The sequence below is a fragment of the Roseivivax sp. GX 12232 genome (genome assembly GCF_021272185.1).
Classification (GTDB): Bacteria; Pseudomonadota; Alphaproteobacteria; order Rhodobacterales; family Rhodobacteraceae; genus Roseivivax.
Window position 1 is genome coordinate 92013 of the sequence record NZ_JAJSEC010000008.1, and the last position, 20847, is coordinate 112859.

The 20847-nt window shown below is 67.5% G+C and carries 19 protein-coding genes and 1 pseudogene; 10 read left to right on the plus strand and 10 right to left on the minus strand.

Annotated elements, in window-relative coordinates; genetic code table 11:
* The first annotated feature begins 16 nt into the window (after positions 1-16).
* From gltX to LR948_RS14015, 4 genes are all read left to right on the plus strand, one after another.
* The gene (gltX, locus tag LR948_RS14000) at positions 17-1429 is read left to right on the plus strand and encodes a glutamate--tRNA ligase (protein ID WP_232754697.1); all 1413 of its coding nucleotides are present in this window, start codon (positions 17-19) and stop codon (positions 1427-1429) included.
* A gap of 89 nt (positions 1430-1518) precedes the next feature.
* Positions 1519-2814: a citrate synthase gene (gene gltA / locus LR948_RS14005; RefSeq protein WP_232754698.1), complete on the plus strand. Its 1296-nt coding sequence runs from the start codon at positions 1519-1521 to the stop codon at positions 2812-2814.
* Between the two features lie 204 nt (positions 2815-3018).
* Complete coding sequence (locus LR948_RS14010; RefSeq protein WP_232754699.1) at positions 3019-3531, plus strand: hypothetical protein; 513 nt, start codon at positions 3019-3021, stop codon at positions 3529-3531.
* Between the two features lie 28 nt (positions 3532-3559).
* On the plus strand, positions 3560-4345 hold the full coding sequence (locus LR948_RS14015; protein ID WP_232754700.1) for a hypothetical protein: 786 nt from the start codon (positions 3560-3562) through the stop codon (positions 4343-4345).
* A 117-nt stretch (positions 4346-4462) separates the two neighbouring features.
* On the opposite strand, the gene LR948_RS14020 is transcribed toward LR948_RS14015, so the two are convergent.
* From LR948_RS14020 to LR948_RS14040, 5 genes and pseudogenes are all read right to left on the minus strand, one after another.
* Positions 4463-5239: an enoyl-CoA hydratase-related protein gene (locus LR948_RS14020; protein ID WP_232754701.1), complete on the minus strand. Its 777-nt coding sequence runs from the start codon at positions 5237-5239 to the stop codon at positions 4463-4465.
* 75 nt (positions 5240-5314) lie between these two features.
* Positions 5315-5785: a cytochrome c-type biogenesis protein gene (locus LR948_RS14025; RefSeq protein WP_232754702.1), complete on the minus strand. Its 471-nt coding sequence runs from the start codon at positions 5783-5785 to the stop codon at positions 5315-5317.
* On the minus strand, positions 5782-7746 hold the full coding sequence (locus tag LR948_RS14030; RefSeq protein ID WP_232754703.1) for a heme lyase CcmF/NrfE family subunit: 1965 nt from the start codon (positions 7744-7746) through the stop codon (positions 5782-5784). Before LR948_RS14030 ends, LR948_RS14025 begins: the two co-directional genes overlap by 4 nt.
* A gap of 326 nt (positions 7747-8072) precedes the next feature.
* A pseudogene (locus LR948_RS14035) lies at positions 8073-8537 on the minus strand (holin family protein); the annotation flags it as partial.
* Positions 8528-9151, minus strand: coding sequence for a holin-associated N-acetylmuramidase (locus LR948_RS14040; protein WP_232754704.1), 624 nt, complete (start codon positions 9149-9151; stop codon positions 8528-8530). The pseudogene LR948_RS14035 and the gene LR948_RS14040, both read right to left, overlap by 10 nt.
* 559 nt (positions 9152-9710) lie before the next feature.
* On the opposite strand from LR948_RS14040, the gene LR948_RS14045 reads away from it, so the two are divergent.
* Complete coding sequence (locus LR948_RS14045; protein WP_232754705.1) at positions 9711-10136, plus strand: cupin domain-containing protein; 426 nt, start codon at positions 9711-9713, stop codon at positions 10134-10136.
* A gap of 381 nt (positions 10137-10517) precedes the next feature.
* Here the strand turns inward: LR948_RS14045 and LR948_RS14050 are convergent, their stop codons facing one another.
* The 4 genes from LR948_RS14050 to zwf form a co-directional block, all read right to left on the minus strand.
* Positions 10518-11081, minus strand: a complete 564-nt coding sequence (locus LR948_RS14050; RefSeq protein WP_232754706.1) for a PRC-barrel domain-containing protein — start codon at positions 11079-11081, stop codon at positions 10518-10520.
* A gap of 173 nt (positions 11082-11254) precedes the next feature.
* Positions 11255-12844, minus strand: coding sequence for a glucose-6-phosphate isomerase (gene pgi, locus LR948_RS14055; RefSeq protein WP_232754707.1), 1590 nt, complete (start codon positions 12842-12844; stop codon positions 11255-11257).
* Between the two features lie 4 nt (positions 12845-12848).
* Positions 12849-13526 carry a 6-phosphogluconolactonase gene (pgl, locus tag LR948_RS14060; RefSeq protein ID WP_232754708.1) on the minus strand — a complete coding sequence of 226 codons (678 nt, stop codon included), beginning with the start codon at positions 13524-13526 and terminating at the stop codon, positions 12849-12851.
* The gene (gene zwf / locus LR948_RS14065; RefSeq protein ID WP_232754709.1) at positions 13523-14974 is read right to left on the minus strand and encodes a glucose-6-phosphate dehydrogenase; all 1452 of its coding nucleotides are present in this window, start codon (positions 14972-14974) and stop codon (positions 13523-13525) included. Before zwf ends, pgl begins: the two co-directional genes overlap by 4 nt.
* A 289-nt stretch (positions 14975-15263) precedes the next feature.
* Here zwf and LR948_RS14070 point away from each other — a divergent pair, with 289 nt between their 5' ends.
* From LR948_RS14070 to LR948_RS14080, 3 genes are all read left to right on the plus strand, one after another.
* Complete coding sequence (locus tag LR948_RS14070) at positions 15264-16205, plus strand: nucleoside hydrolase (protein ID WP_232754710.1); 942 nt, start codon at positions 15264-15266, stop codon at positions 16203-16205.
* Entirely contained in the window at positions 16202-16816 is a 615-nt protein-coding gene (locus tag LR948_RS14075; RefSeq protein WP_232754711.1) for a glutathione S-transferase family protein, read from the plus strand. Before LR948_RS14070 ends, LR948_RS14075 begins: the two co-directional genes overlap by 4 nt.
* Positions 16817-16907: 91 nt before the next feature.
* Positions 16908-17357, plus strand: a complete 450-nt coding sequence (locus tag LR948_RS14080) for a GNAT family N-acetyltransferase (protein ID WP_232754712.1) — start codon at positions 16908-16910, stop codon at positions 17355-17357.
* Between the two features lie 26 nt (positions 17358-17383).
* Here the strand turns inward: LR948_RS14080 and LR948_RS14085 are convergent, their stop codons facing one another.
* Positions 17384-17926 (minus strand): cyclic nucleotide-binding/CBS domain-containing protein, encoded by a 543-nt coding sequence (locus tag LR948_RS14085; RefSeq protein ID WP_232754713.1) that lies wholly within the window; start codon positions 17924-17926, stop codon positions 17384-17386.
* 100 nt (positions 17927-18026) lie between these two features.
* Between LR948_RS14085 and LR948_RS14090 the strand changes: the two genes are divergently transcribed.
* Together LR948_RS14090 and LR948_RS14095 are read left to right on the plus strand one after the other, a co-directional pair.
* A complete protein-coding gene (locus LR948_RS14090; RefSeq protein WP_232754714.1) occupies positions 18027-19448 on the plus strand; it encodes a YdiU family protein in 1422 nt (473 codons plus the stop codon).
* A 50-nt stretch (positions 19449-19498) separates the two neighbouring features.
* Positions 19499-20446 carry a CorA family divalent cation transporter gene (locus LR948_RS14095; RefSeq protein ID WP_232754715.1) on the plus strand — a complete coding sequence of 316 codons (948 nt, stop codon included), beginning with the start codon at positions 19499-19501 and terminating at the stop codon, positions 20444-20446.
* Positions 20447-20847: the final 401 nt, after the last annotated feature.

Sequence of the window (20847 nt, forward strand, 5' to 3'; positions counted from 1 at the left end):
AGGTTAATCGCCGCTCATGTCGGACAGGATCGTCACCCGTTTCGCCCCCTCGCCCACCGGATATCTGCACATCGGCGGCGCGCGGACGGCGCTGTTCAACTGGCTTTTCGCCCGCGGCCGGGGCGGCAAGTTCCTCCTGCGGATCGAGGACACCGACAAGGCGCGCTCGACCCCCGAGGCGACCGAGGCGATCCTCAAGGGGCTCGACTGGCTGGGGCTCGACCATGACGGCGAGGTGGTCAGCCAGGCCGCCCGCGCCGAGCGCCACGCCGAGGTCGCCCATGCGCTGCTGGAGCGCGGCATGGCCTACAAGTGCTTCTCGACCCAGGAAGAGATCGAGGCCTTCCGCGAAGCCGCCAAATCCGAGGGCCGCTCGACCCTCTTCGTCTCGCCCTGGCGCGAGGCCGATCCCGCCGATCATCCGGCGGATGCGCCTTTCGTGGTGCGCCTCAAGACCCCGCTCGAGGGCGAGACGGTGATCGCCGACGCGGTCCAGGGCGACGTGAAGATCCGCAACGACCAGCTCGACGACATGGTGCTGCTGCGCTCGGACGGGACGCCGGTCTACATGCTGGCGGTGGTGGTCGACGACCACGACATGGGCGTGACCCATGTGATCCGGGGCGACGACCACCTCAACAACGCCGCGCGGCAGATGGGCATCTATACCGCCATGGGCTGGCCGGTGCCGGTCTACGCGCATATCCCGCTGATCCACGGGCCGGACGGCAAGAAGCTGTCGAAGCGCCACGGCGCGGTGGGGCTCGAGGAATACCAGGTCATGGGCTACCCGGCGCCGGGGATGCGCAACTACCTGGCGCGGCTGGGCTGGAGCCATGGCGACGACGAGTTCTTCACTGATGCCCAGGCGCTGGAGTGGTTCGACGTCACCGGCATCGGTAAATCCGCCGCGCGGCTCGACTTCAAGAAGCTCGAGAACATCTGCGGCCAGCACATCGCGGTCATGGAGGATGCTGCGCTGCTGCAAGAACTCGAGGGTTACCTCGCGGCAGCCGGTCAGCCTCCCCTGACCGAGGCCCAGAAAGACGGGCTGGGCCGGGCCATGTACTGCCTGAAAGACCGCGCGAAGACCCTGCCGGAACTCCTTGAAAAGGGACACTTTATCCTGACGTCCGCGCCGATCGAGCCGGATGAGAAGGCGGCCAAGGCGCTGGACGATGTATCCCGTGGTATACTGGCAGAATTGACGCCGCAGTTGCAAAATGCTAGCTGGTCGCGAGATCAACTCGAGGCCGTTCTGACGGCTGCCGCGGAGACAAACGGGATCAAGTTCGGCAAGCTCGCAGGGCCCCTGCGCGCGGCCTTGGCCGGGCGCTCCGTCACCCCGAGCGTTTTCGACATGATGCTGGTTCTGGGACGCGAGGAAAGCCTCCTCCGGCTCGATCAAGCGGCGGCCGAACCGGGCTGAGCGCCATGGGCGCGCCGCCGGTCCGGCCGCAGACATAATGCCCGCGCCGGCCCTTCCGGCGCGCAACAGGAAGTACGAAGGGACGACGCATGCCTGACAGCACCAAGAACGCCACGCTTTCCATCGACGGAAACTCCTGGGACCTGCCGATCTACTCGCCGACCGCCGGGCCGGACGTGATCGACATCCGCAAGCTCTACGCCCAGGCCGGGGTCTTCACCTATGACCCGGGCTATACCTCGACGGCGAGCTGCGACTCGACCATCACCTTCATCGACGGTGACAAGGGCGAGCTTCTGCACCGCGGCTACCCGATCGACCAGCTCGCCTCGAAGTCGCATTACCTCGAGGTCTGCTACCTGCTCCTTTACGGCGAGCTTCCCTCGGCGCAGCAGCTCGAGACCTTCGAGGGCACGATCACCCGCCACACCATGCTGCACGAGCAGATGGTGAACTTCTTCCGCGGTTTCCGCCGCGACGCGCATCCCATGGCGATCATGGTGGGCGTGGTCGGCGCCATGTCGGCCTTCTACCACGATTCCACCGACATCTCGGACCCGCACCAGCGCGAGATCGCCTCGCACCGGCTGATCGCCAAGATGCCGACGATCGCGGCCTGGGCCTACAAGTATTCGGTGGGCCAGCCCTTCGTCTATCCGCGCAACGACCTGTCCTACGCGGCGAACTTCCTGCACATGTGCTTTGCCGTGCCGGCCGAGGAATATGTCGTCGACCCGATCCTGGCGCGCGCCATGGACCGGATCTTCACGCTGCACGCGGACCACGAGCAGAACGCCTCGACCTCGACGGTGCGGCTGGCCTCCTCCTCGGGGGCGAACCCCTTCGCCTGCATCGCCGCCGGCATCGCCTGCCTCTGGGGCCCCGCACATGGCGGCGCCAACCAGGCCTGCCTCGAGATGCTCAAGGAGATCGGCTCGCCCGAGCGCATCCCCGAGTTCATCGCGCGCGCCAAGGACAAGAACGATCCCTTCCGCCTGATGGGCTTCGGCCACCGGGTCTACAAGAACTTCGACCCGCGCGCGAAGGTGATGAAGCAGTCCGCCGACGAGGTGCTCGACCTCATGGGGATCGAGAACAACCCGGTCTTGGCGACCGCCAAGGAGCTGGAGAAACAGGCCCTCGCGGACCCCTATTTCACCGAGAAGAAGCTCTTCCCGAACGTGGATTTCTACTCGGGCATCATCCTCGAGGCCATGGGCTTCCCGACCTCGATGTTCACCCCGATCTTCGCGCTCTCGCGCACGGTCGGCTGGGTGAGCCAGTGGAAGGAGATGCTGAACGATCCGCAGAACAAGATCGGCCGCCCGCGGCAGCTCTACCTGGGCAACACCGCGCGGGACTACTCGGACATCGAGACCCGCTGAGGCGGGGAGCTAATCGCGAGAGATTTGAGCCGCGGCACCGAGGGGTGCCGCGGTTTTTTGTTTGGGCTTGGTCGGTTGCTCGGTCGGTGCCCGCTGAAAATATGAAGCTGCCCATAGACAACTTGCCAGCGAACAATCCCGGCGACATAGCGCGAAGTTTTGGGTATACTTTCCCCTTAAAGGTTACTCGAAAGCACTGCTATAATGTCAAAACCTACCTGCTTCGGCTTACTAGCTGCTGCACCCGTGGCTATCGGATTGTTTGTTGTCTACCGCTGGGGCGATACGATTTTAAGCAATAAAGCGCTCTATTCAGCCGCATCTCCCGAGAGCAGCCCACTTAACGTCGATCAGTTGGTCTCTGTAGCAGAAAGCACAAACAACGCCCTAGCATCGTTGGGAATAGGGCTATTCCTTCTTGTTGGCTTCTCCATGTCCAAACGCGACCCTGATGCAACTTACTCCGGGCCCGAAGCAGTCGCTCTATTTCTTTTTATATTGCTTTCATTTTTTCAGTTTTACATTTCCTTCTGGATTCGCTCTGACTTGATCTCAACCTTGAGCTATAGCCTCCAAGAAGGAACTCACCAAAGAAGTGCCTTTCTATTTACGCGAGAACCACTATCAAAAATGGCAACAGCAACTGCTTGTGCATCGATGACTGCCTTATTTTTCTCGGCAAGCAGCCTCAGCACACCAAAAAAGAGAAGTACCTAGGGGAATACATCTAAAAGGCACAACTTCCATGCACCACATCTCAAAAGTTGCCCTCACGATTTTGTCTATTGCGCTAATTGATATTGAGGCCGCATTTGGGCAAGAGGAACGCTGCTCATTCGAGAGCTCCCTAACCACACGGCCTTACGAAAGCGAATGGTCTTTCATTTTGAGCTCTGAGACACCTCTCTCTGAGTTATCTGACCAAATTGGCTGCGACGTTCTACTTAAAGATGATCCAATTGTCACACACCCAGATGGCCGCAATATTGGTAAACTTGTTGGCCTGTTAACAGACTGGAGTGAGGCTGGTGTTGAAAGGCCAGCCCAGAACTCGCCGCCCTATTGGGTTGTCGAGAGCAGTGAAACAGATACAGTCTATCTCGTTCCTCCAGGCGTTCTTTCAATCCGAAACACCAACGAAAATTGGTCAGCTTCAATTCGAAACCTTGAGACCAACGCAATTGCATATGTCGGGAGCGAAGTCTTTATCGCCCCCACTGAAGAACTACGACTAGATCGAGACAGCCACTTAGCAGTTTTCGCATTAATGGGTATGGGATCAAGCAAAATGCAGGTAACTTTTGAGTCCGAACCCGATGGTGCCAGCATCTATATCAAGAAAAAATTCGAGCAAGTAACAAACTTCAGAGCCATCATGGATCGCTTCGACATTATGGACGTGACTCTCAAACTTGACGGGTTCGAAGACTGCGATGGAAATGCACTAATAGTAAACAATGAATTGCCCGGCTATCTCTCCGTGGCGTGCAACTTCGAGGAACTCAACAAATCGAAGTTTCAATCCGAATAACTAGCATCCGCAGAAAACACGGTTCTGCAGATGCTAGTAGAGCCAACAATGCAACAAGGCGTTTGAGCGATAACTTTCGGAGTAGGCTTCAAAGTCGCTAAAGACTTACCCCCCTCGTCACCGCCCCTCAAACGCCGGCGGCCGCTTCTCCAGGAAGGCCACCACGCCCTCCTTGAAGTCCCGGGTCTTGCCGCATTCGCCCTGCAGCTTGGCCTCGAGCGCGAGTTGCTCCTCAAGGTCGTTCGCAAAGCTCGCGTGCAGCGCCTGTTTCACCTTCTGGAAGGCCGCCGTCGGGCCCTTGGCCAGATGCGCGGCGCGGGACTGCCAGTGGCTCTCGAAGCTCTCGTCGGCCACGGCCTCCCAGATCATCCCCCAGTCATCCGCCTGCCGCGCGGTGATCTTCTCGGCGAAAAGCGCGGCCCCCATGGCCTTGGCCAGCCCCATCTGCCGCGGCAGCGCCCAGGTGCCGCCGGCATCGGGAATGAGCCCGATGCGCGTGAAGGCCTGGCTGAAGAAGGCGCTCTCGGTGGCGATCACCACGTCGGCGACCAGCGCGAGGTTGGCCCCTGCCCCGGCCGCGGCCCCGTTGACCGCGGCGATGGTCGGCACCGGGCAGTCGACCACGGCGCGCAGCATCGGCACGTATTCGTCGCGCAGCGTGCGCTCCAGGTCGAGGTTGTTCGCGGTGCCACGGTCGCCCAGGTCCTGGCCCGAGCAGAAGGCCCGGCCGGTGCCGGTCAGCACCACGCAACGGGCCTCTTCGCCGCCCTGTTTCATGGCGTGGGTGATCTCGGCCCGCATCTGGGTGTTGAGCGCGTTCATCACGTCGGCGCGGTTCATGGTGACCACGGCGACATCGTCGCGGACCTCGTAGGTGATCGTCTCGTATTGCATGGGGCTCCCCCTCTCGCCTCGTGTTGCGCGCCATCAAACATGGCCCGCGGGCGAAAGGCAAAGTGCTACGCGGCGTCACCGCCCGAGGAGGTCGTCGAGCCGGCGTTTCTCCTCGGGGCTGAGGCCCTCCTCGGTCTCGGGCCGGGCCTTGGCGCGGCCGCGCAGGTAGCCCGCGCCGAGCCCGCCCGCGATCAGCAGCATCAGCGGCCCGGCGCCCCAGAGCAGCCAGTTCCAGCCGTCGGCCTGCGGGTTCAGGAGCACGTATTCGCCGTAGCGCTCGACGATGTAGTCGACCACTTCCGCGTCGCTGTCGCCCGCGCTCAGACGTTCGCGCACCAGGAGCCGCAGGTCGCGGGCGAGCGAGGCGTTGCTCTCGTCGATCGACTCGTTGCGGCAGACGAGGCAGCGCAGCCCCTCCGAGATCTGCCGGGCCCGGGCCTCGAGGGCGGGGTCCTCCAGCACCTCGTCGGGCTGCACCGCGCCCGCGGGCAGGCCCGGTGCGACGGCCAGCGCCACGGCCAGGGCGAGGCTCCGCAGCGCCCTCATTCCGCCGGCACCTGGCCGGGGCGCGGCTTGCGCGCGCCGGCGGCCACCCGGAAGCGGCGGTCCGACAGGCTCAGCGCGCCGCCCAGCGACATGATCAGGCAGCCCGCCCAGATCCAGTTCGCGAGCGGCTTGATGTAGGTCCGCATGACCCAGCCGCCGTCGTCCTGCCGGTCGCCGATCACCACGTAGACGTCGCGCATCGCGCGGTAGTCGATCGCCGCCTCGGTGGTGGGCATGCGCGCCACCGGGTAGTTACGTTTTTCCGGGCGCAGCTGGGCCACCTCGGCGCCGTCGCGCGCCAGGGTCACGAAGCCCATGACCGAGGTATAGTTCGGCCCGCGCACCCGCTGCACGTCGTCGAGCGTCAGGGTGAAGCCCGCGACCTCGAAGCTCTCGCCGACCTGGACGACGCGGATGTCCTCCTTCTCCCAGGCCATGAGCCCCGCGACCCCGATGAAGAGGATGCCGAGGCCGCCATGGGCCACCGACTTGCCCCAGTCCGCCCGCGGCAGCCGCGCCAGGCGCGACAGGTCGCGGCTCTGCCCGGTGCGCGACCAGAGGTCGACCAGCGCGCCCCCGACCATCCAGGCCCCGAGGAAGAGCCCCACCGGCCCCAGCGCCGAGCGTCCGCTCTGCATCGCCCAGGCCAGCGCCGCCAGCGCCAGCGCCAGCACGAAGACCGGCACGAGGCTTTTCACGAGCCGAGAGGTCTTGCCGCGCTTCCAGGAGATCATCGCCCCGAAGGGCAGGATCAGCCCGAGCGCCACCATGAAGGGCGTGAAGGCCGCGTTGAAGAAAGGCGGCCCGACCGAGAGCTTTCGGTCGAAAGCCATCTCGGCCACCAGCGGCCAGATCGTGCCCACGAAGACCACGAAGGACGAGACCGCCAGCAGGATGTTGTTGGCCACCAGCGCGCTCTCGCGGCTGACCACGCCGAAGACGCCCTTGGCCTGCATGGAGCCCGCGCGGGCGGCGAAAAGCGTCAGCGCGCCGCCGGTGAAGGCCACCAGGATCATCAGGATGAAGACCCCGCGCTCGGGGTCGTTGGCGAAGGCATGCACGCTGGTCAGCACGCCCGAGCGCACGATGAAGGTGCCGATCAGCGAGAAGCCGAAGGCCAGGATCGCCAGGAGGATCGTCCAGGCCTTCAGCGCCTCGCGCTTCTCGACCACGATGGCCGAATGCAGAAGCGCCGCGGCGAAGAGCCAGGGCATGAAGGAGGCGTTCTCCACCGGGTCCCAGAACCAGAAGCCGCCCCAGCCGAGCTCGTAATAGGCCCACCAGGAGCCGAGCCCGATGCCGATGGTCAGGAAGATCCAGGCCGCCAGCGTCCAGGGCCGCACCCAGCGGCCCCAGGCGGCATCGACCCTGCCTTCGATCAGCGCGGCCACCGCGAAGGAAAAGCAGATCGAAAGCCCGACGTAGCCCAGGTAGAGAAACGGCGGATGCAGCGCGAGGCCTGGGTCCTGCAGAAGCGGGTTCAGGTCCTGCCCGTCGAAGGGCGGCACCGCCTGCCGGGTGAAGGGGTTCGAGGTCCAGAGGATGAAGGCATAGAAGGCCACGCCCACCGAGGCCTGCACCGCCAGGACGCGGGCCTTCAGCGTCTCGGGCAGATTGCCCCCGAACCAGGCCGCCATGGCCCCGAAGAGCGCCAGGATCAGCACCCAGAGCAGCATCGAGCCCTCGTGGTTCCCCCAGGTGCCCGAGATCTTGTAGATCAGCGGTTTCGCCGAATGGGAGTTGTTGACCACCAGGTCGAGCGAGAAGTCCGAGGTCACGAAGGCATGGACCAGGGCGGCGAAGGAAAAGCCCACGAGCAGGAACTGCGTGGTCGCCGCCGGTTCGCCGACGGCCATCCAGCCCGACCAGCGTTTGTGCGCGCCGACCAGCGGCACGACGGTCTGCACCACGGCGACCAGGAAGGCGAGGATGAGGGCGAAGTGGCCGAGCTCTGTGATCATGCCCGAATATCTGGCACGAAACGCGGGGCGGGCCAATGGCAACAGGCCCGCCCCGGATCAACTTGTCGCGCTTGTTATTGGCCGCGAGAGGCGCGCCAGGCGGCCAGCGCGGCGTTCGGCTCGGCGGCGGGGGTGTCGGTGTCGGGGGGCTGCGCCGCGGGGCCGGGTTGGGGGTGTGTGTCGGTGGGGTTGTTTGGTTTCGCAAGGCTTGTCGCGGTGGGTGCCGGACTGCCCTCGGGTGTGGCCGGGGTCCAGGCGGAGGTGGTAAGCGTGCCTTCCGGCAAGCGCCGCGTGGAGGCTTGGGCGCCGTCGCCGTCCCCCCGGTCCTCCCCCGAGGCCCCAAGCCCCCCGAGCGCGCGCAGACGCGCCAGCATGTCGGGCAGCGTGGTGATCCCGGCGGCCAGCTCGCGCTGGAAGTCCTGCCCCTTGGCCTGGTGGCGCGCGCCGAAATAGAAGCTCACCACCGCGCCAAGGAGCCACCAGAGCGGCTCCGGCACCAGCGCCACCCCGGCCATGCGCGTGCCGAACCAGGCCGGATCGATCAGCGCCGCCACGAAAAGCCCGATGGTTCCCAGCGCCATGGCCGGGCGCGGCAGCCGGTTCAGCCCGTCGATCAGCCGGTCGAACCAGCCTTTGCGGGGTCGGGCCACTTCGGCTGCGAATTGCGCCAGGGCGGCCTCCTGCAGCGCCTGGGCGCGGGCGGCCTCGTTCTCGGCGCTGGCGCGGAAGACCTGCGCGGTCTCGGCCAGGACATTGCGCCCCGAGCCGAAGATCAGCTCCATCAGCCCCATGCCGCGACCCTCCGCTCGAAGGCCCGCGCGCTCAGGTGGTAGCGCGGGGCGATGAACTCCTCGGCCCGGGTGATCCAGCCGCCCTTGCCGCCCGCGCGGGTGCGGACGTATTTGCGCGAGGCCGGGCGGCGGTCGGCCAGGGCGAAGTAGTAGTTCCGCCGGGCGATCCCATAGGCATCGGAGAGATGCGCCGGGGCCTGGGCGGCGGCCTCCTCGGCGGCGCGCCGGGTGGCCGGGCCGATGATGCCGTCGATGGCGAGGCGCCAGCCCATCTCGCCCAGGAGCCGCTGGAGGATCTTCACCGCCTGGGTCCCTGCATTGACCTGCATGTCGAAGACGCTGGGCTGGAGGGTCTCTGGCAGCCCGTCGATGCCCGGCGCGCGGTAGTAATGCTGAAGGAAGAGGTCGCGGGCCTGGTCGGGCGTGAGGCGGCGGAGGTCGGCAAGCGTGACCTTTCCGTCCCCGTCGAGATCCCGTCCGAGGCGCCGCAGGGTGGTCAGCGTGACCCCGTGCTTCGTCGCCCCGCCGGGGTCGTCGGGGTCGTTCACGAAGCCGCCCTCGCGGGCGACGATGGCCCGGGCGATGCGGTCGATCCGGGGATGGGTCTGGGACATGGCGGGGGTCTCCTGGCGGCGTGAGGGATGGGCGGGAGACTGGCCCTCGGGGCGTTAAGGGTGCGCAAGGGCACCGCGCGGCGGGGGGTTCTTACAGCGCTGCGCCCCTCTTGCGCCCGAATAGCATCGCAGATGCCGGGCGCGCGCCGGACCGGCCCGATGGGCCGGCGCTCCTTCGAGTGGCGTGCTTAGCTCGTAGCTCGTCCTGACCTTATTAGGATAAAGCGCCTCGCTCAGAGGTCAGCAGCGCCGGCCCCCGGTCCGGCGCGCGCCCTCTGTTCCGCGTGCTGCCTGCGGGAGCGGCACCTGCGGTTGGCGTGTCCCACCGGTTGCGTCTGGCGGCGCGCTCCGTATCCCACACGATGGATGCAGCGCATTACAGTCCCGCCATCATTGCCGGTGGCCTTCCCTCTGACCACTGCGATCCACACTAGGCGCCCCCTAACCCGCCTAGGCGTCCCCTGCCCACCAATCCCCGCTCCGGCCTTCCCTTGCCCCGCGCGATCTTGCAGGGTTCCCGCCAGATCAAGCTCACCGCCCCCCACCGGAAAGGACCGCCATGACAGCCGACGGGATCATCGCCCACCTGGGTCTCTCGCCTCACCCCGAGGGCGGACATTACCGCGAGACCTGGATCGGGCCGGGGGCCGAGCGGGCCTCGGGCACGGCGATCTATTTCCTCCTGGCGGCGGGTGAGCGCAGCCATTGGCACCGGGTCGATGCCGCGGAGATCTGGCATTTCTACGCCGGCGCGCCGCTGATCCTGCGCCGGGCGGAGAGCGCCGAGGGCCTGGCCGAACGGCTGGTGCTGGGCCCGGACCTGCTGGCCGGCGAGAACCCGCAGATCGTCATTCCCGAGGGCGCCTGGCAATCGGCCGAGACCACCGGCGACTGGACGCTCGTGGGCTGCACGGTCTCGCCGGGGTTCCGCTTCTCAGGCTTCGAGTTGGCCGCGCCGGGGTTCGACATTCCCGACGAGGTGTGAGCCGCCGGGGCGCGCGGGGAAGTCTGGGACGGCTGCGCCTGGCACCCAAAGCCGTGATCCGGCATCGCGGTGCACGAGAGGCTGTCGCCCCAAGCCCACCACCCGGCCCGCGAAGCACGGAGCGCGGTTTCCGAGAAACAGGAGCGCTTCGCCCAATGACAGGGCACGAAAGCCCTGCCCACGAAGCCCGGAGCCCAGTTCCCCGGAAGCAGGAGCCCTGCGCCGAATGCCGGGCACGAACGCCCTGAGCCCTGAGCCCTGAGCCCTGAGCCCTGAGCCCGCCGCGCACAGATCACCCGCCGAAAAAAGACCGAGGCGCTACCCCCAACAAAAAAGGCCGGGCAAACCGCCCGGCCTTTCCGTCATCTCAAGAGCGCAGGATTACTGCCAGAAGGTCTCGTCGACGCCTTCCATCTCTTCGAGCTGCTCTTCGCTCTGACCCACGGCCAGCGCGTAGTTCACGTCATCCACGGGCACCAGCTGCACGTCGTCGGTGGACATGAAGACGTGCTTGTCGCCCAGGTCGAGGAAGCCGCCGATCTCGATCACGACACCGCGGAATTCGCCCTCGCGGGTGAGGACCACGTCCTCGATGGAGCCGATCTGGTCCCAGTCGTCGGAGACCGAGTCATAGGTCTCTGCGCCGATGTTCTCGATGCCGTCCTCGGCGTTGACCGAATAGACCGGGCCGTCGGTGATGTCGCGGGTGCGGATCAGCTCGGCGTCCTCGGCGATGCCGGCGGCCTCTTTGACCTCGTTCGCCATCTCCTCGCCGGCGTTCTCGGCGGTCTGGGCCGCGTTCTCGGCGGCGTTCTCGGTCGCCTCGGCGCTCTTCTTGATCGCGTCGCCGGTCTGCTCTGCGGCGTTCTCCATGTCCTGGCCGGCGGTGTGGCTGTCGGCAAATGCGGTGCCGGTGGCCAGGGTCAGGGCGAGTGCGGAGGTCATAATGCGAGTCATTCGGAAAGCTCCTTTCTGTCTCTCATGCAACTGGTCCGAGAACACGGGACAGATCGGCTGCGTTCCGAATTAGGCGTAAATAAAAGTCACAAAATTTTCGGAACCCAGGGCGGCCTCATGCATTGCAGGGGCCGCCCGGATTAGCGCATCAGGCCAAAGGCTTAGTCGCCGTCGCGATAGAGGTGCACGAAGTCCACCAGCTGCCGGGTCGAGCCGTCCTTGCCGCTGGCGTCGGCCTCTCCGGTGACCACGGGGCCCAGCGAATTGGCCAGTTCCTTGCCCAGCTCCACGCCCCATTGGTCGAAGGAATTGATGCCGAGGATCACCCCCTCGACGAAGACCCGGTGCTCGTAGAGCGCCACGATCTTGCCCAGCACCTCGGGGGTGAGCTGCGGGTAGACCAGCGTGACCGAGGGGCGGTTGCCGGGGAAGACCCGGTGGCGCGCCTGGCGCTCGAGCTCGGCGCCCTCGAACTGGCCCGCGACCTTGCCCCGCGCCTCCTCGAGGTCGCGCCCGCGCATCAGCGCCTCGGACTGCGCCAGGCAGTTGGCGATCAGCAGGTCGTGGTGGTGGCGCAGGTCCTGCTCGTGGCCGCGCGCGGCCAGGAGGAACTCGCAGGGGATGACCCGGGTGCCCTGGTGGATGAGCTGGTAGAAGGCATGCTGTCCATTGGTGCCGGGCTCGCCCCAGACCACCGGGCCGCTGTCAAAGGGCAGATCGCTGCCATCCATGGCGACGCGCTTGCCGTTGCTCTCCATCTCGAGCTGCTGGAAATAGGCCGGCAGCCGCGCCAGCCGGTCGTCGTAGGGCAGGACCGCGCGGGTGGCATGGCCCAGAACCTGGTTGTGCCAGATGCCCACCAACGCCAGGAGCACCGGCAGGTTCTCGTGCAGCTCGGCGGCCTCGAAATGGCGGTCGACCTCCTGGCCGCCGCGCAGGAAGGCGCGGAAAGCCTCACCGCCCATGGCGATCATCAAGGACAGGCCGATCGGCCCCCACATGGAGTAGCGCCCGCCGACCCAATCGGCGAAGCCGAAGGTGCGCTCGGGCGGGATGCCCCATTCGGCGGCCTTCTCCTGGTTCGAGGAGAGCGCCACGAAGCGACCCTCGGGGCTGACCTCGCGGTCCATCAACCAGGCCCGCGCGGTGCGCGCGTTGGTCATGGTCTCGATGGTGGTGAAGGTCTTGGAGGCCACGATGAAGAGCGTCGTCTCGGGGTCGAGCCCGCGCAGAGTGTCGGCGATGTCGGCACCGTCGACATTCGAGACGAAATGGCAGCGCGGCCCGTCGCAATAGGGCCCGAGCGCCTTGTAGGCCATGGCCGGGCCCAGGTCCGAGCCGCCGATGCCGATGTTGACCACATCGGTCACATCCGAGGCGCGGATCTCGGCAGCGAGGCCCTCCATCCGCGACAGCGTCTCGCGGACCTCGGGCATGACGTCCTCGCCGTCCACATGCACCGGCCCGCCGTCGAGGTTGCGCAGCGCGGTGTGCAGGACCGCCCGGCCCTCGGTCTCGTTGATCGGATGGCCGGTGAACATCGCCTCGCGGCGCGCCTCGAGCCCGCGTTCGCGCGCCAGGGTCAGCAGCGCGGCGCGGATCTGCTCGTCGAGCTGGGTCTTGGAGTAGTCGAAGAACAGCCCCGCCGCCTTCAGGCTGAACTCCGGCCCGCGGTTGGCGTTCTCGTCGAAAAGCGCCTCGATGCGGCGGTCGCCGATCTGGCTGGCAAGGGACTTCAGCGCGTCGAACATGTCTTTACTCCGCCCAGTGAACCGTGGCGCCGTCGAGCACGGCATTAATCGGGGCCTCCGCGTGGGACTTGCCCCGGGCCTTCTCGAGCGCCTCGCGCTTCTCGGGGCCGGTGATCAGGACGTGCTTCGAGAGCGCGCCGTTCAGCACCGGCGCGGTCAGCGTCACCCGCGGCTCGGGCGCGCCGGCGGCGCGCATCGGCATGAGGATCGGCGCGCGCCGGTCGAGCGCCTGCTCCAGCCGGTCGGCGCCGGGAAAGAGCGAAGCGGTGTGCATGTCCGAGCCCATGCCCAGCAGCACCACCGAGAGCGGCAGCTCGGGCGCGATGATCTGGGCGATCTCGTCGAGCCGGTCCTCGGGGGTCTGGCAGGGCATATACATCGGCAGGAGCCGCGCAGCGGCGGCCTTCTCGACCAGCAGGCGCTGGCGCAGGAGCCGGGTGTTGGAGCGTTCGCTCTCCTCGGGCACCCAGCGTTCGTCGGTCAGCATGACGTCGACGCGGTCCCAGTCCAGATCGACCGAGCAGAGGTCGTCGAAGACCGGCCCCGGCGTGGTGCCGCCGGGCACCGCGAAGGCCACCCGCTCGGCGCGGGCCAGCGCGCCGCGCAGCTCTCCGGCGAGCTTGTTGGCGAGGTTGATCGCGAGCATCTCGCGGTCGGCGTATTCTTCCAGGCGGTAGGTCATGGCTTGATCTCCCTCCAGCGGCGGCCGTCACGATGCAGGAGCATCAGCGCGTCCTCGGGGCCCGAGCCGCCCGGGTCGTAGGGCTTCGGCACCTCGTTGCGCGACCGCCATCCCTCGATGATCGGATCGGTCCAGGCCCAGGCGGCCTCGACCTCGTCGCCCCGCATGAAGAGCGTCTGGTTGCCGCGGATCACGTCCATCACCAGCCGCTCGTAGGCGTCGGGCACGGCCTCGCCGTCGGGGCCCAGCGCATCGGCGAAGGTCATGTCGAGCGGCACGTCCACCAGCCGCATGCCCCCGGGGCCCGGCTCCTTGATGGTGACGTCGAGCGTCATGCCCTCGTTCGGCTGCAGCCGGATCGACAGCACGTTGCGGTGCCGCCCGGCCTCTTCGCCGAAGATCGAATGCGGCGCATCCTTGAAGACCACCGCGATCTCGGAGGCGCGCGCGCGCAGCCGCTTGCCGGTGCGCAGGTAGAAGGGCGTGCCCGCCCAGCGCCAGTTCGAGACGTTGACCCGCATGGCGATGAAGCTCTCGGTGCGGGACTTGTCGTCCTCGACGTGCTCGCGGTAGCTCGCCTCGCCGCCGCCCTCGGCGTATTGGCCGCGCACGATGTGATGCGGCTCCACCGGGTCGAGCGCGCGGATCACCTTGAGCTTCTCGTCGCGGACCGCGTCGGGGTCGAACTTCGCCGGCGGCTCCATGGCGATCAGGCACAGAAGCTGCATCAGGTGGTTCTGCACCATGTCCCGCATGGCGCCCGACTTGTCGTAATAGGCGCCGCGCCCGCCGACGCCGACGGTCTCGGAGACGGTGATCTGGATGTGGTCGACGAACTGCGAGTTCCAGAGCGGCTCGAACAGCATGTTGCCGAAGCGCACGGCCATGAGGTTCTGCACCGTCTCCTTCCCGAGGTAATGGTCGATCCGGTAGATCTGCGTCTCGTCGAAGTGCTGCGCCAGCGTGGCGTTCAGCGCCTTGGCCGAGGCCAGGTCGTGGCCGAAGGGCTTTTCCACGACGATCCGGCTTTCGCCGTCGGCCAGCCCCTTGTCGCGCAGCCGCTCGGCGATATTGCCGAAGAGCGAGGGCCCGACCGAGAAGTAGAAGGCGCGCACCGTGTCGTCGCGCAGATGCGACTTCAGCTCCTGCCAGCCGCCGTCGCCCATGGCGTCGACCGCCTCGTATTCGATCCGTTCGAGGAAACTGGAAAGCTGCCCGGGCTCATGCGGGGCGGAGCCGAACTCCTCGACCGCGCCGCGGACCATCTCGCGGTAATCCTCCGAGGACATCTCGGAACGGGCCGCGCCGATGATCTTGGCATCGGGGGGCATCTGTCCGGCGCAGTAGCGGCGGAACAGGCCCGGCAGGATCTTGCGGCGGGCGAGGTCGCCGGTGCCGCCGAAAATCACGAGGTCGAAGGGATCGACCGGAATGACGCGGGAAACCATGATCGAAGCTCCGATTCGTCCTGTGTCGTGTCCTTCCTGCCCAAAGTGCCGCGCCTTCCGCAATGGCAGGCGGGCCGGATGGACAAAATCGTTAGCGCTAACGAACGCCGTGGCCTCCGGTTAGCCGATGCGCGCGCGGAAGTCTAACCCGTTTGTGACAGCCCGGGCCCGCGCCCGTGCAAGCCGGTCACAGCCGCCCTGCCCGCTTCGTCCCGGCCTCGTCCCCCGGCGCTTGCGCGCCCCGGCGCGAAGTGCCACGACTTTTCCGGCGCAAGTGCAGAGGACGCCCATGACCCCCCGCAAGATCATCATCGACACCGATCCCGGCCAGGACGACGCCGTGGCGATCCTTCTGGCGCTCGCCTCGCCCGAGGAGATCGAGGTGCTGGGCGTGACCGCCGTCGCCGGCAACGTGCCGCTGGAGCTGACCGCCAAGAACGCCCGCGTGGTCTGCGAACTGGCCGGCCGGCCCGAGGTGCGGGTCTTCTCGGGCTGCGACCGCCCGCTCGGGCGCGATCTGGTCACCGCCGAGCATGTCCACGGCAAGACCGGCCTCGACGGACCCGAGCTGCCCGAGCCGACCATGTCGCTGGAGGACCGGCACGCGGTGGATTTCATCATCGAGACGCTGCGCGCCGAGCCCCCGGGCACGGTCACCCTTTGCCCGCTCGGCCCGCTGACCAATATCGCCACCGCGCTGCGCCGCGCCCCCGACATCGCCCCGCGCATCGCCGAGATCGTGCTCATGGGCGGGGCCTATTTCGAGGTCGGCAACATCACCCCGACCGCCGAGTTCAACATCTACGTCGACCCCGAGGCCGCCGCCGAGGTCTTTGCCGCGGGCGCGCCGATCACCGTCATGCCGCTCGACGTGACCCACAAGGCGCTGGTGACCAAGCCTCGCAACGACGCCTTCCGCGCGCTCGGCACACCGGTGGGCATCGCCGTGGCCGAGATGACCGACTTCTTCGAGCGTTTCGACCGCGAGAAATACGGCTCCGAAGGCGCGCCGCTGCACGACCCCTGCGTGACCGCCTATCTGATCCGGCCCGAGCTCTTCTCGGGGCGGCACATCAACGTCGAGATCGAGACGACATCGGAGCTTTGCATGGGCATGACCGTCGCCGACTGGTGGCGGGTGACCGACAGGCCCGCCAATGCCACCTTCATGCGCGAGATCGACGCCGAGGGCTTCTTTGCCCTTCTGACCGAGCGGCTGGGCCGGCTGTGAGCGGGCTCCTCCTCTACGGCCACCCGGACTCGGGCCATGCCTGCAAGGTGGCGCTGGCGCTGCGGCTCGCGGGCCTCGACCATGAGACCCGCCGGATCGAGATCTGGGAGCCGCGCGAGACCCGCCCGGCCGCGTTTCTTGCCGCGAGCCCCGCGGGCGAGGTGCCCTGCCTGATGATCGACGGCGCGCCGCATGTGCAGTCGGGCGCGATCCTTCTGGAGATCGCCAGCCGTTTCGGCGTCCTCGGCGGCTCGGACCCACAGATGATGCGCCGCGCCCGCGAGGTGCTGTTCTGGGAGGCCAACCGCATCGGCATGTGCCTGCCCCAGCTCATCGAGGCGCGGCGGCCCGGCGGCGATCCTTTCCCGCCCGGCGCGCTCGACTGGCTCGAGGGGCGTTTTGCCACCGACCGCGCGCGGTTCGAGCTGCTGCTCGGCGCCGGGCCGTTTTTCCACGGCGAGACCCCCGGCATCGCCGATTGCGCGGTCTGGGGCTACGTCCAATGGGTCGAGAAGGCGGGCCAGTCTCCCTCGCCCGCCATGGCGGACTGGGCCGCGCGCATGGCGGCCCTGCCCGGGATGGCCCCGCCCGCCGAGCTCTTTCCCCGCTAGGGGCGAAGCTCCGCCGATCCCCGCCCCGCGCCCCTTTCTTCCGAGGGCCTTATGCCCTAGGGGACGGCAGCACCTCTCGCGAAAGGCTGACATGAAATCGCTGCACCTCGCCGGGCCGGACGACGCGGAAAAGCTTCTGCCGCTGGTCGCCGCCTTCCACCACGAACAGGGCTACGAGACCGATCCGGCGCATCAGGCGGACGCCATCGCGCCGCTGCTCGAGGGCTCGCCGCACGGGGCGATCTGGCTGGTCGGCCCGCGCAAGGCGCCGGTGGGCTACATCGTGATCACCTTCGGCTGGTCGGTGGAGTACGGCGGGCTCGATGCAATCGTCGACGAGGTCTACATCCGCCCCGCCGTGCGCCGGCGCGGCATGGGCAGCGAGGCGCTGAACGAGATCGCCAAGGCGCTCCGCGAGGCCGGCGTCCGGGCGCTGCACCTCGAGGTGGACCACACCGACGAGGACGCCCAGCGCTTCTACGCGCGGTCGCGCTTCAAGCCACGCGACCGCTACATGTTCATGTCGCGGGTGCTGCGCTAGGGCGCGAGACGCCCCGGCAAAGGGCCTCAGGAAATCGAGGCCACCACGATCACCATCAGGATCGAATAGAGCATGATGCCGCCGCCGATCATCCAGATCGGGAAGCTGCGCGTCACGCTGGCCTTGGCAAGCGAAGTCGCCTGGTAGATCAGGTCCGGCCAAGTGTAGCTGACGAAATCGCCCTGGGTGAAGACCATCTTGATCCGCCCCTCGGCGTCGACCACCGGCAGGCGGCGGAAGCGTTCGTTCGACATGATCCGCAGCCAGTCGAGCAGGTCGTCGTCCTCGCGGGCGACGCGCGGCTCGCGGGTCATCACCTCGGCCAGCTTGACCTCGCCGGGGTTGCGCTCCTCTCCGACGATCTTGCGCATGACGTCACGTTCGGTGACCACGCCGGTCACCCGGTTGTCGCCATCCACGATGACCACCGAGCCGTAGTTCTTCTCGTTCATGGCGCGCACCGCCGACAGGACCGTCTCGCCCTCGGTCATGGTGAGCGGCCTGCCCTTGCTCTTGTATTCCGGGCGATCCTTGATCGCCGCGCCGGCGCGGTCTTCCTTGGCTGCCATGAGGGGCCTCCTGCACGTTTACGTTGAACGACAGACCCTAGGGCGGCTTCCGCCGCCGCCCACCTTTGCACCCGGGCGGCACGGCTCATATATCCACCCCATGAGCCTCACGATCCCCTTCGACAACACCTATGCCCGCCTGCCCGAGGGCTTCTACAGCAAGCTCGCCGCCACGCCGGTGGCCGCGCCCTCGCTTCTGGCCTTCAACCGTCCCCTGGCCGAGGAGCTGGGCATCGGCGGCGCCATCGCCCCCGAGGAGGTCGCCGAGATCTTCTCGGGCAATGCCGCGCTGCCGGGCGCCGACCCGTTGGCGCAGCTTTACGCCGGCCACCAGTTCGGCACCTTCAACCCGCAGCTCGGCGACGGCCGCGCGCTGCTTCTGGGCGAGGTGGTCGACCGCGAGGGCAAGCGGCGCGACATCCAGCTCAAGGGCTCGGGCCGGACGCCCTATTCCCGCATGGGCGACGGCCGCGCCTGGCTCGGGCCGGTCCTGCGCGAATACGTGGTCTCCGAGGCGATGCACGCGCTTGGCGTGCCGACCACCCGGGCGCTGGCCGCGGTGCGCACCGGCGAGGAGATCTACCGCGAGACCGCCCTGCCCGGCGCGATCCTGACCCGGGTCGCGGAAAGCCACATCCGCGTCGGCACCTTCCAGGTCTTCGCCGCCCGCCGCGACGGCGCGGCGCTCGAGGCGCTTTACCGCTACACCCTGGCGCGGCATTACCCCGGTGCCGCCGATCCGCACGAGTTCCTCGATCGGGTGATCGCCCGGCAATCGGCGCTGATCGCGCAGTGGATGAGCTTCGGCTTCATCCACGGGGTGATGAACACCGACAATTGCACGCTCTCGGGCGAGACCATCGACTACGGCCCCTGCGCCTTCATGGATGCCTATCACCCCGACCGGGTCTATTCCTCGATCGACCGGATGGGGCGTTACGCCTATTCCAACCAGGCCGATATCATCGTCTGGAACATGGCCCAGCTCGCCACCGCGCTGGTGCCGCTCTGCCCCGACCAGGAGGCCGCGGTGACCCGTTTCACCGAGCAGGTCCACGCAATGCCCGAGCGCATCCGCGCCGACTGGCTGGCCCGCTTCGGCGCCAAGGTCGGCCTCGACGCGCCGACGCCCGAGGACGGCGTGCTGATCGGCGAGCTTCTGAGCCTGATGCAGGCCGAGGGCGCGGATTTCACCAATACCTTCCGGGGGCTCCTCGACGGCAGCGCGCGCGACCAGTTCACCGACCGTGCCGCCTTTGACGCCTGGGCCGCGAAGTGGCGCGAGCGGATCGCGGATCAGCCCCGCGCCGAGGCGCTCATGGCCGGGGCCAACCCCGCCTTCATCCCGCGCAACCACCGGATCGAGGAGATGATCCAGGCCGCCGTGGCAGGCGATGACGCGCCCTTCCACCGGCTGAACGCGGTGCTCTCGCAGCCCTTCACCGATCAGCCCGAGGCGGCGGACCTCGCCCGCACGCCCTTGCCCGAGGAGGTCGTCCCGGCCACATTCTGCGGCACCTGAGCCCGCCCTCCGGGTTCAGGCCTCAGACCCACCGCCGAGCGAGGCCCGCCATGACGCCGATCTGCGCCTTCGACATCGCCCCCGACGGCACGGCCCGTGCGATCGAGCCTGGCGCGGCTTTGCCCGCCGAGGGCTACCGCTGGGTGCACACCGATCTTTCCGAGCCCGGGCTCGAGGACTGGCTCTTCGCCACCCTGCCCGAGCGCGCCGCCGAGGCGCTGCTCCTGCCCGAGACGCGGCCCCGGGCGCTCGCCCATGACGGCGGGGTGATCGCCATCCTGCGCGGGTTGAACCTCAACCAGGGCGAGGACCGCGACGACATGGTGGCGCTGCGGATCTGGGCCGCGCCGCGGCTGGTGGTGACGGTGCGCCGCCGCAAGGTCTTCGCCGCAGACGATCTGCGCAAGCGCGGGCTCGCCGGGCATCTGCCCGCCAGCCCCGACATGTTCCTGACGGCGCTTGCGGAGAACTTCACCCAGCGCATCGAGACCCATGGCGTGGCGCTCGAGAACCGGGTGGATGCGCTGGAGGACCTGTTGTTCCTCGACGACCGCAACCCCGAGGCCCGGGTGATCCCCGAGCTGCGCCGGACGGTGATCCGTCTCGGCCGGTTCCTGGGTCCGCAAGCCGATGCGCTGGCGCGGCTGACCCATGCCGACATGGGCCTGATCGGCGCCGAGGCGCGCGAGGATCTCGACGAGATCGCCGACCGCGCCCGCCGCGCCGTGGAGGAGGTGCAGAGCACCCGCGACCGACTCGAGGCGCTCTCGGACCACCTCGACCAGGCGCGCAACATGCGGCTAGCGAAGAACTCCTACGCGCTGTCCATCGTGGCGGCGATCTTCCTGCCGATGGGGTTTCTGACCGGGCTGTTCGGGGTGAACGTGGCGGGCATGCCCGGGGTCGGCACGCCTGCGGCCTTCGGAGTGCTGACGCTGGCCTGCCTGGGGCTCGGCCTCGCGGTCTGGCTGGTGCTGCGGGCGTTTCGGTTGTTTTGAGGGGGGCTGTTGGGCGCGGGGCGTGGCGCGCCTGGGGTCTGAGGGCGCGGCGCGGCGGCAGTTTGTGGGTGGTTGACGCTGGGCGGTGTTGCGCTCTGCGACGCTAGCTGACTGAGTCTCCGCCGGAGCGGCTGGCTGTAGCTGCCAGCCTTCCGTTTGTTTCCTCGGCATCTGGCGGCCCAGCGTGCGGCGTTTCGCAAAAGTGCTGTCGTGCGACCTCCTGATGACGGTCCAAACCCCTTCCCGAAGACACCTGTCACCACCTCCACCACCCGTTCCCTTCTTGCGCCCGAATAGCACCGAAGGTGCCGGGCGCGCGCCGGACCGGCCCCTTGGGCCGGCGCTCCTTGGGGTGGCGTGCTTAGCTCACCCCTAGTCCTGACCTTGCTGGAATAAAGCGC